The organism is Thioclava sp. F36-6 (assembly GCF_002020305.1).
GTDB classification, from domain to species: domain Bacteria; phylum Pseudomonadota; class Alphaproteobacteria; order Rhodobacterales; family Rhodobacteraceae; genus Thioclava; species Thioclava sediminum.
This window is the reverse complement of record NZ_MPZX01000002.1, coordinates 410,888-423,387: the sequence shown is the minus strand read 5'-3', so window position 1 is coordinate 423,387 and position 12,500 is coordinate 410,888. Positions and strand designations below refer to the sequence as shown.

10 protein-coding genes are annotated in these 12,500 nt (G+C 55.8%); 5 read left to right on the top strand and 5 right to left on the bottom strand.

Annotated features, from left to right (window positions below):
* Positions 1–131: 131 nt before the first annotated feature.
* Complete coding sequence (locus BMI88_RS19540) at positions 132–2,156, bottom strand: GIY-YIG nuclease family protein (protein WP_146673531.1); 2,025 nt, start codon at positions 2,154–2,156, stop codon at positions 132–134.
* A 276-nt stretch (positions 2,157–2,432) separates the two neighbouring features.
* Between BMI88_RS19540 and BMI88_RS09065 the strand changes: the two genes are divergently transcribed.
* Positions 2,433–2,906, top strand: coding sequence for a thermonuclease family protein (locus BMI88_RS09065; RefSeq protein WP_078547952.1), 474 nt, complete (start codon positions 2,433–2,435; stop codon positions 2,904–2,906).
* 21 nt (positions 2,907–2,927) lie between these two features.
* On the opposite strand, the gene BMI88_RS09060 is transcribed toward BMI88_RS09065, so the two are convergent.
* From BMI88_RS09060 to BMI88_RS09045, 4 genes are all read right to left on the bottom strand, one after another.
* Entirely contained in the window at positions 2,928–4,343 is a 1,416-nt protein-coding gene (locus tag BMI88_RS09060) for a site-specific integrase (protein ID WP_078547950.1), read from the bottom strand.
* A gap of 421 nt (positions 4,344–4,764) precedes the next feature.
* Positions 4,765–5,109 carry a hypothetical protein gene (locus BMI88_RS09055; RefSeq protein ID WP_078547948.1) on the bottom strand — a complete coding sequence of 115 codons (345 nt, stop codon included), beginning with the start codon at positions 5,107–5,109 and terminating at the stop codon, positions 4,765–4,767.
* Positions 5,110–5,774: 665 nt separating this feature from the next.
* Positions 5,775–6,797, bottom strand: a complete 1,023-nt coding sequence (locus tag BMI88_RS09050) for a hypothetical protein (RefSeq protein WP_078547946.1) — start codon at positions 6,795–6,797, stop codon at positions 5,775–5,777.
* On the bottom strand, positions 6,797–7,501 hold the full coding sequence (locus BMI88_RS09045; protein WP_078547944.1) for a hypothetical protein: 705 nt from the start codon (positions 7,499–7,501) through the stop codon (positions 6,797–6,799). Before BMI88_RS09045 ends, BMI88_RS09050 begins: the two co-directional genes overlap by 1 nt.
* 998 nt (positions 7,502–8,499) lie before the next feature.
* Here BMI88_RS09045 and BMI88_RS09040 point away from each other — a divergent pair.
* The 4 genes from BMI88_RS09040 (at position 8,500) to BMI88_RS09025 (ending at position 12,486) form a co-directional block, all read left to right on the top strand.
* Positions 8,500–8,775 carry a hypothetical protein gene (locus tag BMI88_RS09040; RefSeq protein ID WP_078547942.1) on the top strand — a complete coding sequence of 92 codons (276 nt, stop codon included), beginning with the start codon at positions 8,500–8,502 and terminating at the stop codon, positions 8,773–8,775.
* A gap of 76 nt (positions 8,776–8,851) precedes the next feature.
* Positions 8,852–9,388, top strand: coding sequence for a hypothetical protein (locus BMI88_RS09035; protein WP_078547940.1), 537 nt, complete (start codon positions 8,852–8,854; stop codon positions 9,386–9,388).
* A gap of 386 nt (positions 9,389–9,774) precedes the next feature.
* Complete coding sequence (locus BMI88_RS09030) at positions 9,775–10,389, top strand: hypothetical protein (RefSeq protein WP_078547938.1); 615 nt, start codon at positions 9,775–9,777, stop codon at positions 10,387–10,389.
* 111 nt (positions 10,390–10,500) lie between these two features.
* On the top strand, positions 10,501–12,486 hold the full coding sequence (locus tag BMI88_RS09025; RefSeq protein ID WP_078547936.1) for a DUF927 domain-containing protein: 1,986 nt from the start codon (positions 10,501–10,503) through the stop codon (positions 12,484–12,486).
* Positions 12,487–12,500: the final 14 nt, after the last annotated feature.

Genomic DNA, 12,500 nt, shown 5'->3' with positions numbered 1-12,500 from the left:
ATCTTGCCTCAGGCTTAGCAAAGAGGGCGTCCACGAATCATAGGTCGTTTCAAAATCCTACATATCTTTAGGTAAGAATACTCTACCGCGGCATGACGAGCGCAACTTCAGTGTCGGAAAAAATGTGAGCGCTAGCTGACGCCGATCTCCGTGTCGTCCTCAGCTATTTCACTCTCTCGACTTCTGCCAATGGCATGCGTCCGGCAGACTTTTAGGGCGGTTTCCCAAGTATACCCTGCATATCCTCGTGTCGTAGGTTTTAGGATAGCTTCTTCGGGTGTGATGCCGTGTTTCTTAGTTCTGGCGCGGTAGGTCGAATGGTGTAGTGCGAAAACTTCACAAGCAGCTTTTGCACTATCCCAGTCGTATCCAAAGATCGAAATCACTCCGCTTCGGACCGGCGTGGTCAGGGCTTGTTCGAGGGCCATTCCGCCGCGCATGCGCTTTTCCACTGTGGCTTTGGGAATATTGTAGGCGCGGCATGCTGCGGCCAATGATTTGTAGAAGTCACCGTCCACCACGCAGGATCGGCGGATCCCTGTTCCGCTACGAACATGATCGCCATGCTTGGGCCACTCACTGCTGGGCTTATTGCGCTTAAGGTAGTCGAGAACCTGCTCCTGCGTCATCCCATACCGCTCGGAAAGAACAGCTCCAGCATTGTTCCGGCTCTGAAAATCTTCTCCCTCGAAGGAAAATGGCTTCTTAGATGTCGGTCCGAGCGGGGTTGCGAGCGCTTCCTCGGTGCTCCAGCCTGCCTTAATACGATGATCGAACGTGTTGCGCGGGATACTGAATTCGTCAAGAGCGTCCTGCTTCACCTCCCATACTCGACCGAACGCCCTAATCTTTTTGCCATGGGTGCGGCGAACTATGTCGGACGCTGCCATCAAGGTTATGTTTTGTGGCCCCCAAGGCTGCGTCGCGTCGATGCGGGTGAGGCGCCCCTTGCCACCGAGTGATGTCGTGTCGGCTTTCCAAGTATCATAGTTTTCCCAAGCCTCGACCACGCCAGAGCCATTCATCTCTGCGCGCTTCCACATCCCAAGCCACTGTCGAAATGGCCCGCTACCGGCCTCTGGGTGTTTGCTGTGTTTGCGTGCCTTTTCTGGAAGATTGCGATCCGCACGCCAGTAACGGAGCACCACATAAGGCGGCAGCCCGGTCTCTTCACTTAATGTCCTGCACATTGCCGAAATCGACGAAAAATCTCTTCCATCAATTCTAGCAGGGATCCCGCGATAACGCCCCAGCTGTCCCCCCGGTAGGACGTTGTATCCCTCGGGTTTGAGAGTGCCGAGCTTGGCAATCCAGTAGACTTCTCGATCTGCAAGCGCGGTATCGTTCCCGTCCACCTGTTCCAGCAATTTGACCTCAAATCGGTGACCGCCGCGCGCTCTGATGGCTGCATGAAGCAGACTTCCAAGCCCTTGCTGCGCAGTCGCCAAATGCTGATTATAACGGATGGAGGGGCTGTTTGCTGATAGGCCGACATAACCCCTTCCCGTATCCAAGTCTCGGATAAGGTAGATATATCCTGGACCACCATCCCGGGAGATCGGCTCACGCAGCAAGTCATCGATGTCCCATCGTGCTTTTCTCCGATTGTTGAGCGTATGGCGATCGTTGTAGCGATCAATTTCTTTCAGGAATGCTGTGAAACCCGGATGGGAGCCAACAGCGTCAGGGTATTCGAAGCCGTCGTAATAAAATGGCTCTCTGCGCCCCCCACCATAACGGCTGATCCAGTCTGTTGAGCCGAGCGTGGCAGCATCCTTAATCTCCGCAGGTCCGATGCGTTTTTTTCGCTGCTCCAGACTCTTCATGCGCTGACGGAAAGCTGGATAGTCGATCGGCGCGAGTTGCGCGTCATAGAGCATACGCACATCGCATATTCCCCTCGAGGTTGCTACGTAGGTTTTTCGAGCGCCGTATTTTGCGCGATACGCGTCGGCGGCGAGCATCAGGCAATCATCGAGCAAATCATCGGTCACTGGCTCATCGCGTAAACGGCGATGTAAGCGGCCCGCTACTGTGATCTCATTTGAGAGCGAGCGTCTTGCGACAGCGAGCCAAAGGGTTCTGAAGCTCGCAAAAGTCTTGCCGCGATATTCGATGGGAAATGGCAGCTTGGCGTTGTGGGCGGGCGAACTCATGTAGATGACCCCTTTTGAAAGCTCACGAAATCGCGATTATTTTCTTGCTCTTAGTTACAGGCCCAATAGGATTCCCACATTGACTTGTAAGGAAGGAATTCAAGTGAAGGTTGTTTTTAGCTTTCTGACGGCTGTGTTCACGCTATCGATGCCGTTGCATGCCATGCCAACTGCGGCGGGGCTAAGCCAAGCGGAAACTGCCCATGGCGGAGGTTGCCGAAAAAGCTCGCCCCCGGGCCAGTGTTGTCACATGGACAACAGCGTGGGCAGAGTCCATTGCCACTGAGATTTGCTCTCAACCTGATAATTGCGGCGGCTCTCTGTGGGCCGCTGCAAGCGCAGACCATAAGTGGCACGGCTTCGGTCATTGATGGCGATACAATCGATATTCATGGCGAGCGGATCCGACTTCAGGCCATTGACGCCATCGAAAGCCGACAGCGTTGTAGGCTGCCGAGCGGGAAGCTGTGGAACTGCGGCAAGGGTGCAGCCTTCGCACTTGCTGATAAGATTGGACGTGCCCCGGTGGCGTGCAAAGTTAGCGGGATTGACCGATACGGACGCTACGTCGCGGTATGCAGCCAGCACGGCGAAGACCTGAACAGTTGGCTCGTCCGCAACGGGTGGGCGGTCGCGTATCGCCGCTACGGGCGTGACTACGTGCAAGATGAAGACGTCGCGCGAAAACTGCGCGCAGGGATCTGGGCGAGCGAGTTTTTGATGCCGTGGGATTGGCGGCGAAAAAATTAGCGCGCAGAAGACATATTGAAATTATCCGCCGCGCCTGCTGACGAACTGGAGCTCGTCGCCTCGGCAAAAGGCGAAGTTGCTCCGCGGCCACGACGAGGCAGGGATCGAGGGAGGCGGAGCTTGCAGCGATTTCCGTAACGAGCGCATGCGCTCATCATGCTCGCGAGGCTGATCTTCCAAGACCGCAAATCTTAGAGCGAGCTCACGCTCAATGCTTTCGCAAGACAGATGGCCGTAGGTCCGGCTCACCGTGTCAGTGTTCGCGTGGCCGAGCTGACGCGCGACTATGGCAAGCGGTGCGCCAGCCTGCACAAGCTGACTGGCATAGGTATGCCGCAATCCGTGGAACACGAATTCATGCGGCAGCCCGGCCTTCTCGACAGCTGCTTTGAAGAGATGCTTGTGACGGGTTTTCCAGATCTGGCCCGCGCCGGTGCGAAAGACGAATTCGTCATCTGCTTTCCCGGCGCATTTGGCCAAGAAAAATCGCATCCCTTCCTCCGGTAGATACACATAGCGTGGTCGCCAGCCTTTGGGGGAGGAGACGTAGATGCCAAAGATGTCTTTTCCGACGTCACACACGCGTAGCGCCGAAAGCTCAGACACGCGACAGCCCGTGTAAAGCGCTGCGCGCACCAAGTCCGCGAGATCCGGGCGGCATGCGGCGATCAGCTCGCGACACTGTGCGCGGGTAAGGAAGATCTGGCGAGGCACTTCCAAATTCGGGACGCGGTGGATGCAGCGCCAAGACCGTTCCGTGTCAGTATGCCCGTTCTCCCAGGCCATCTGAGCCGCTATTCGCACTATCCCTAGCAGTGTATTCAGTGTTGCTTTCCTGCGGCGCAACGCATCGGGGTCGAGGCTCTCAATCTTTACCCTTGCCTTGAGCGCCTGTTTCCCGCGCTTGGGTGGCGTCTCAAGGATCGCACGACAGAAATTGGTGATGGTGTTTCCGGTGAGGTCATCGAGCTGAACTGATCCGAGGAGCGGCAGGATATGAAAGTTGATTAGCGCGACAAGCGTCTCAAAGGTCGTCTTCGTGGCAGCGATGCGCTTCCATTCCACATAGTCGATCAGGGCGTCGCCCACAGTGAAGCCAGCGTCACTCTTCGAATATCGCAGATGCTGTGTGGTTCCCACCGGGAAGCTCGCAGAGGCGATGCCCTGCCATTCTTGCTCGGCGAACCAAGCGCGCGCGAGCGTGATTGCCGCTTCGTAGGAAAGGCCCGTTGAGTTTTCCGAAACTGCGGGTCCGAGCCGCTGCTGCTTATAGCGGCCATCCTTCTTGCGGATCCGAGCGAGCCAATGAAGGGGCTTCTCTGGTTTTTTCTCGAGGCCAATGTGGCGGCAATATTCGAGAATGTTCCAATAGGGCTCCCGTCTTTCAGGAAGAGCTTTGATCGTCTCGAGGGTGTCGAGCTTCGGGGCGTGATCCATGGGTTACTTCCTCTTGGTCAAGGTTGAGGAAGTATCTTCGTGCCCTGTCCGTTAAGCCATATCGTTCGACGTAGTCGAGTAGAACGGCTTCTGCCGTGTCCGCTTCGGTGACTTCTTTCATGTTCTCCTGCTTCTCTTTGCTATTTGAGACTAGGCTACGGCGTCGTCAGTAATCAAATGGTTAAGGAGATCAGTCGCGACGAACAATCGAGCATCGCAAAACATCTGCTGCCATTGGCTCCGGATTGAGTGACGTTTGATTTCGAGAATCTGCTTTTCAGAAGCTGCGCATCTATCCACGGTCAGTATCGCATGAGCGCATTGGGACGGGTGTCAGTCAGCTGGCCAGCCAAAAAATAAAGTTTCAACAAAAAAGCCCCGCAATATGCGGGGCTTTGTCTGTGTGTAGCGGAGAGGTAATTTACATTTGGCAGCGCTTACGCGCCATCTCTTGATTGATGGCGTCGATCTTCCCTTTGGTGACAGAAATCGCAGCCTCTTTGTCTCCACCAGACATACTGGACAACGGCAGGCCGAGCATAAAGACGCCGAACGCGTCACCACTCGCAGCACTCTTCTGTTGTGCTGAAAGGCTCGCGAGGTCCTGCGAGAGCTTCAGCTTCGTTTGGCTAAGTGAGCTGCAGCTTTGGCCAGCATACATGCTGGACTCCATGGGAATAGCTGCAATCTCATCAGGTTGCTTTGCACACGCGCTAATCGCAACCGCCGCCACAGCGAGAATCCCAAGATTGAAAATAGACTTCACGTTTTTGTCCCCTATTCGTGATAATACGTAGTCGATGTCTACCGTGTGACCTCGGATCTTGTCACAACTCGTTGAAATTGTGGGCGAGTTTGTGGCATTTTCGCCCGTTTTCCTTTCACGGCGCTTTGGTGCAAGGGTAACCATAGAGCTGCACCGCGCACGTCTCCTTACTTTCCCTTTCTCTCGCTTGGACGGCAATGCGGCACACGTCCACCATGCCTGCGCTTTGGAAAGCCCAGAGCTTTCGTAATAGGATCTGTGGGATTGTTGGCTTGAAACTAACGTTAGTCCCGTGCGTCACAGGCGGCGCAGAGAGGCGAGTCCAAGGTGACGGGCGCTCCGCAATGCAGGCAACTGTCCCGGTGTGCGTCACGGCGTGCGCGCTCGCGCTCCTGCTGTTCCTCAGTCCATTTCTTTGTGTTCTCATTCGACATGGATGAGCCCTTTCTCGTCAATGCATTCCAGTTTTCGGTCTCCGTGAAACGGCAGCCGATAGAGTCCGACCTACTTAATTTCGAAAAGTGGTCGGTTCCTCGAGCAAAATTCCTAAGGTTCAAGTCTTGGGGCTAACACTTAACCGCGGCGAAAATTCGGCAATTCGGTTGTCTCATAGAAAAGAGCCGCCGCCGCGAGTGCATTTGGAGGCCTCCCGATTGCGAAGTCATTCAAGCTACGGGCGCGTCAGCGGTTAGACAAAGCAGTGGCGCTTTGTCGGCCTCACTCGCTGCCTGCAGATATTCGATCCCGCTGATGCCATCGTGCTGAAGGGTCTCCGCTATGCTAATCTGGCTGGCAAGGCCGAGCACGCCTCCCTTGACCCCATCTGTAAGCAGGCGTGCCTGCGACAGAGCCTCGCGGCGAAGTGCTCCCGCATCCTCATTCTCGCCAGCGCTCCGGCCAATCAGACGGCTATAAGCGTCTGGGTTGAGCTGCTCCAACAGCGCCATCTGTCGCTCTAGCTCTGAGCGCCCGAGCTTTTTCGCAACTTCTAGTTCGTCAGCGGCAAAGAGAGCTTGAATAGCCGCCTCTTGGCAAAGCCGGATTGCGGCAGCGAGCGTCCACATGCGATCAAGTTGCGCCATCGGCATGGACTCGAGTTTTCCGATTTCGGCGTCGCGCATGAAGTGGACTTCGATCCGTCTCGCTGAGCGGGCGAGGGAGAGCTGGAGTTGTTCTGCAACGCGCTTGGGATCGCGCCGATCAATCAGCGTGTCGACATTCTGAAGATCCGCGCCTACGTCAGCAAAGGTCGCCTTCAGGTCATCCTCGCGACGCTCGGATGTAACAAGAGCAACCTCTTCGGACAGGGCGTCCAAGCGCTTCTCAATCGCATTCAGCTTGGCAATGGTGGCCGCAAATCCGGCGATAGAGACACCTAGGCCAAGCCCAGAGAGTGCCAGCGTGCCGTATTGGAGGTTCTGCATGAGCACCATGCTGTTCTGGAGATCGGCAATGCCTCGCTTCAACTGTTCGTTCTGGACGACCGAAACCACGCTGAGAGGTGAGAAGCCGCCAGAACCGGCTGAGCCGATCGCGCTTTGCATGAGCTGCTGCAATGCGGAAGTCTGCTGAACATGGCCGAGAACTTTCCCGGTTGCCGTGTCCTTGATGATGGCCCCAACGAGAGAAGCTTGTTGAGAATTGACCAAGCTTACGAGATGAGCGGGAACGTCATATAGCAATGGCATCAGGTGGTCTCCTCGAGTTTGTTGGCGCCAGCTTTCAAAACAAAAGCCTGAAGCTTCGTGATGAGGGACGGAGAGTCGGCCGGCAGGCCAACCCCGAAAACGGCGGCGTTTGCCAAGTTGATGATACGCTGCGCGAGCCGAGCGCGAGATTTGTCGAGAGCATAGTCAACGCCCTTCATGCCGGCGAGAGATAGGCCTGTGAGAGCGACGCCGCCCGCCAAGAGAAGGGGCACACTGACGGCCGACGTCGAAAAAAATACCAAGGTCGACGTAGTGACAGTTGCGAAAGACACGACCGCTGGCAGGCTGGCGACCGAGGCGGTCAAAGTTCCCACGCCAAGTATTGCTGGGAGCGCGGCATGAAGGTGATCGCCGAGATCAGATTTCAAATCTAGCTCGCCAACCAGCGTCGATATGCTCTCCTCAGCGCGAGCGAGCGCTTCCCGGCACTGTTCTTCTGCCCAAGGTTCGATAAGCTCTTTGGCAAGCGTCTTCGCTCGAAGTTGGGCCCGGGTTACTCGAATAGCGGACATCTTGGCGATCCGGCTTTCGATTGAGGACGCGAGAGTTGGAAACGCATCTTCGATCTGATTGGTGATCGCTATCAGTTCGGTATCGCGCCAGTCCAACAACTGGATTCGTGCTTCAAGTTCGTTCAGGTCAAAGGCGATGGTCTCAAACTCCGGTGGCGAACGAAAGTGCATCGCTCGACGATCTTGCAAAAGACTTCGAAGATACTTTGCCAAAGATGCGCTGTTGCGCCAGTCATATTTACTTCGACAGGGACTAATTTGCGGCCAATCAGAGTCCTTGTGTCTCGTCAGACGTATGGGGTGGCGGACCGAGATTGCTCTGTAAAGTGCAACTCGATCGGCTCGGATGCGTAAAGTGCACTTAACCTGACAGTTTCAATCGGAAAGAAAACGTAAAGCTAGAGTCGAAAAACGTAAAGTTTAGCTGACGAAAAGAAGGCAAAAACGCTCAATTCGCTTTACGTTTTGGGAGAGTTGGCGCTTCAATGATGCCTCGGTGTAAACTCTTAGTTGCCGAATTCGCCCAATAATACCTAGACTATTCCTGATTGGGTTTACGTTAAGTTGACAAAAACGGGCTTCGAAATCGATTTTTCCTCACCCACCATGGTGAAGTGGATCGAAATAGTCTGGTCGGCAATCGAACGGAGCGCTGCTCGCTGCGCGTGACATTCGCATATTTCGAGCTCGAACGACTTGGATGGAGCAACCGACGCGGCCGAATTTCATGGGAAAGTGCAGCTCGATCCACGGCGTTCTCTCTGGCACATGCGTGTTGATGCTCGGGAAGTGTCACGGGTGGCTACAAGTTCGGGATGTCCTGGGTGATCTTCCAAGGCGTTACTTAGACGAAGCGAGTTCTGAGCAGCAGACGGCTGACATGCGACGCAAGTAGAGGCGGTATCGTATACCCGGAGTATCTGCTGCGCCGGGCGTGCCTGTTCCGAAGCAACTAAACGCCCCGGTCATCCGCCTTGATATGTTGACTGGGTCGTGAGCTGATAGCCATCTAGCTTACGAGCTAGTTAGCTACCTCGCGAAGGGGCATGCTCGGCCGGAGGGCTAACCTTTTTGAAGCCGGCTAGCGGCGGCGCAGTCCTATGTTGCCAGGTCTCGACTTCCATGCTGAACTCCTAAGCACACTGATCCTGATCTAGGAGCAAGGCCGGATGTCGATGGAAATCTACCAGTTTGTTGCCCCAGTGCTCGCACTCGCGTTTTGCGGCATCTTGATGCTGCACGCCAAATACGTCTCGTGGCAGTTTGATCGAGACCACGGTGACGAGAGGGCGATCAGTAACAACTTCGTCCAATGGCTTCTTCATCCCACAAAAAGCGATTTGCTCGACGAAAATGTTCGGCTCCGCAGTGACCTCGCTAAGGCCAAAGACGAGTGCGAGAGGCTCAGAGCGATTGTCCGGACACGGAATTCTTCGGCCGATTGACGGATCGTGCATTTTCCCTATTGCGCGCAGTGTCGGTTTTTGTGTAACCGTAACCTTGCTAGATAGGAGAATCGTCATGGCCTTAACGAATGCTGAGAAGGTGCGGCTTCACCGCGAACGCCAAAAGGCGAGGAAACAGGAGGATCTGAAGAAGCCGTCATCGCAAAGCGACTTGTTTCAGAAGCCATTCTACGAGTTCTTTCCCGTGGATGAGCAGGTTGGTTCATCTTTTGCGCAATCGCTCGAGCTCTGTGGAATTTCCCCTCCACTGATTGAAGATGACTCCGGTCCGGAAGCTGTGACGCTCGATACGCTTGAAAGTCCTTCAGAGGAGGGTGGCCACAGCAATCCCTTCCGTTCATCGAAGGGGACATCTCTCGGCCGTGCTGAAGTTACGGTCGGTTGCTTGATCGAGGCGGCCAGAGATTTGGCAATCCAAATCCGGGACTACAAGAAGTCGGAGATCGAAGCGCGGATTGGTGAGATTGAGGCTTCTGACCTTAGCGATCCTGATGCCCGCAAGCGCGCGTTTGAAGAAGCGGCCCGGTTGAGAAAGCTGCTCGATGAGTTCGACAAGCAACTGAGGCTGAGTTTTCCGACTTGGAAAGCTTGAGGTTGCGAATGGTCCGAGTGATGCGGTCCCACGGTCCCACGGTCCCACGGTCCCACGGTCCCACGGTCCCACGGTCCCACGGTCTAAGATGGCACTGGGGACGAAGGAGCCGCTGACCGAAAGCTCGGCCCGCCAAACCCTAGGACAAAGCCAGCTTCCGACCTGATCGCATGCGCGACAGGGCGGGGAATAATGTCCATACGCTTAATGCGCGAAACCGCCTGAAGTCCCTTGCATTTATGGGGCTTCGTTGAGGGTGCCCAATCGTTGTCTAGTAGCGACAGTAGCGACAGCGTATGGCGTGCTCATCGTTCTCAATCCCTATCAAGCAAGCGACCGAAACTCTCGGCTCCAACAACCCACACCCCAGACCATAGAGAAGACACATGCCACCGAAGCGTCGCACAGCAGTTATCAGTTCTGTTCGTTCCCCAGTCCTACGCCCTTGGAAGAAGCTGAGTTCGGAAGATCGTCGGAGGGAGATTTTCCGTTTCGCTCAGTTCAACAGGGGCTTAGCAATCACGCTGAACCTCGCGCCGGATTTCGAAGCTCTCTTGAAGCGAAAGCAGCAGCCGATGCGTGAAGTCAGCAAGAGGCTTAACGCACAGCTCAATTCAAAGGATCTTCGTCAGCTTCCGGCAACGTTCGTCCTGGAGGCTACGAGGGATACCGATCGGCTTCACCTCCATGGAATATACATTGATGGCGGCATTCCAAGGAAATCGGTCGCTGAAGCCATGCGTCGGGCAGTCGGCTATGTCGGCGGTCGTCGCGGTGCTCGCCAGTTCAAGTCAAAGCTCGTTTATGAAGGCAACGGTTGGAAAGGATATCTCTCGAAAGATATCTCCTTCACCTCCCGTTTGCTCGCCCTGATGAGCGAAAACCAACTTTGGTGGACGAGTAGAGCGATGACGCAACTGGTCCGCGCAGATTACGAGTCCAGGCGTCTCGGACAGCATCCTGCGAACCTTTCTACTGCTCCGGTCAACGCCGCTAGCTGATCCAACGGGCCACGGCGTCCGACCAGAGTTTCCTCATTTTTGAACCGTCCGGCATGGCCTTCAGGCTGTGAACGACCCCGTCATGCTCTGAAGCGAGCAGTAAGGAAAAATATGAAAGACCACATCTCAGAAAACGCTATTCCCGGTGCCTCTATCTCAGCGTTGCCTTTGGGCATTGAGTGCGAAGGGCAGGGGGCTGTGTTCTCCGAAACTGCTGACCGCGCGAATTTGGATGAGCGCGCAGCGGAAGCAGATGCTCGGCCTCCCATCGAACTCCAACCTCGTCCGGTTGGAGTAGAGGAAGGTGCCAAGGAGGAGCCTCAAACGGCCATCGAGCTTCACGCAGTAAAAGCGGGAGCAGCTAAGCAGGCGGCCCAAGCACCTTTCGATGTCGCAGGTGGAGATGTGACTGCACCGGTCACTTCGTCGAGCGCTTCAATTCCGCCGGGCTTCAACCTTGAAGAGGATGGCCTTTTCTACATGGCCGAGAGCGATGCGGACCCGATCTTCGTTTGCTCGCCGATCCGTGTCGAGGCTAGTTTTTCGAATGGAGAAGGCAGGGGGTGGGGCAAGGTCGTTGCCGTGAAAAATGCTGATGGCGACTGGCATAAGATTTCGGTTCTTAATTCCGACCTGCAATCGAAGCCTCAGATTGTGATCGCTACCCTGGTCGATAGTGGTCTCGAGTTGGGGCGCGAAAAGAAGGCCAAGGAGAAGGTCATTGAGCTGCTTAAGACCTGGAAGCCCGAAGAGCGGCTTCGGACGGTGACACAGGCGGGTTGGGTGGATGAAAACTATTCGGCATTCGTTATCGGCGACTCTGCGATAGGCAAAACCAAAATCCTCCCGGTGGGTTTGGAGGGTTCTGCTACGACTACCGCGGGGTCGGCGGAAGGCTGGAAGCGTGACGTTGCTTCACTCTGCGCTGGCAACCATTTGATGATCCTGGCGGTTTCGCTCAGCTTCGCTGGTCCGCTTCTTGCGCTGCTTGGGCTCGGCGGTGGCGGTCTGCATTTTAGGGGGCAGTCCTCTTCAGGGAAGACGACTATGCTCAAGCTGGCAGCGTCGGTCTGGGGCGGCGAAACCCTCATTGGCCAGTGGCGCGCAACCAGCAACGGTCTTGAGGCGATTGCTGCGCGTCGTAACGATATGCTGCTGGCGCTCGATGAGCTTGCTGAGATCCCGGCCCGCAGCCTCTACGACGCGATTTACATGCTCGCAAACGGTGTGGGCAAAACCCGGATGTCCAAAGATGTTGAGCTGGCTCAGCAGGCTCGTTGGCGCTTGGCGTTAATCTCGTCGGGAGAAATCAGCGTCGAGGAGAAGCTCGCAGAGGCGCGCCTCACAGCCATGGCAGGTCACGAGGTGCGTTTGGTCGATATCGAAGCTGATTGCTGTGCATATGGAGCATTTGATGTCCTCCACGGCGCAGGTGATGGCGCGGCGTTTTCTGGGGTCGTTCAGAAAGCGGTTCGCGAGCAATTCGGTTGCGCCGGTCGGGAGTTTGTTCACCAGATCATTTCTTGCGGTGTTGGTCGGGACTGCGACAGGCTGTGCAGGATGGTCAATTCAAGTGCTGAGCGCATGGTATCGTCGCTTCCCTTAACGATCGATGGACAAGTGTCTCGCGTCGCTAAGAGGTTCGCAGCAATTGCTGTCGCGGGTGAGCTTGCGACGCGCCTTCAACTCACGGGTTGGGCGCAAGGTGACGCGACTAGTGCGTCCAAGCGCGCATTCCTCGACTGGTATGATCGGCGCTTTGTCGTCGTCCTGGAAGATGGCGCTGGCTACGTGAAGGCTTTGCAAAAATATTTGACGGCGAGTCTCACAACCCTTCCGCTTGTCGATGGACCGCAGTCAAACGTCGTTCCTCAGGGATGGCGCGACATGACAAAAGCCTATCTGACCTCGCAAACCTGGACACAGCTCTTCCCGGCCGAAGCAGGGGCGCTTGCGGCTAAGCGCATGGTCGCGCTTAATCTCTTGGTGCCCGGTGAAGAGGGGCGCCTCCAGCGTAAGGCGCCGCGCGCTATCCCCGGTCGGCCGCGCCTCTACACGGTCGACGTGAGCCGCGTGATGTCTTTTAAGGAAGTCTGAGGACGCGATCTTCG